Origin of the sequence: Bradyrhizobium sp. Mp27 (assembly GCF_029953005.1) — a bacterium.
Classification (GTDB): domain Bacteria; phylum Pseudomonadota; class Alphaproteobacteria; order Rhizobiales; family Xanthobacteraceae; genus Bradyrhizobium; species Bradyrhizobium barranii.
On record NZ_JASAUS010000632.1, the window covers coordinates 1 to 462 of the forward strand.

The 462-nt window shown below is 62.1% G+C and carries 1 pseudogene; it reads right to left on the minus strand.

The window, feature by feature from the left end:
• Positions 1 to 354 (minus strand): annotated as a pseudogene (locus QJT78_RS52095) (transposase); the annotation flags it as partial.
• Between the last annotated feature and the right edge of the window lie 108 nt (positions 355 to 462).

Sequence of the window (462 nt, forward strand, 5' to 3'; positions counted from 1 at the left end):
ATGCTCGCCTTCGATCCTGCGATTCCGCCACGCCTCGATCTTGGTATAGATCTTCTTGTTCAGGTTCGACACTGTGCTCGGGCTGACCCGGGTGCCCCACAGCGCCTCCGTGATGTCTTCGACCCGCCGAACTGAAATCCCGGCCAGATACATCTCGATCAGCGCCTCCTCGACCGAGCTCTCCCGCCTCCGGTAGCGCTCGATAATCGCCGTCTCGAAGGTTTGCCGCCGTAGCTTCGGGACCTTCAGATTGACGTCGCCCGCCTTGGTGTGCAGCGTTCGCTCGTAGCTGCCTGCCCGCGTGTCCTGCCGCGCGGGGCTGCGCTCATACCGCCCAGCCCCGCACAGCTGGTCCCCGCGGGTCACTTCAAATTCCTCCGGGTGTGGTCAGTCAAATTCCTCCACCCGCGAGGCAGGACAAGGGACTGTTAGTTTGAGTTTGTTTCCCGGGCAAGAGCTTCA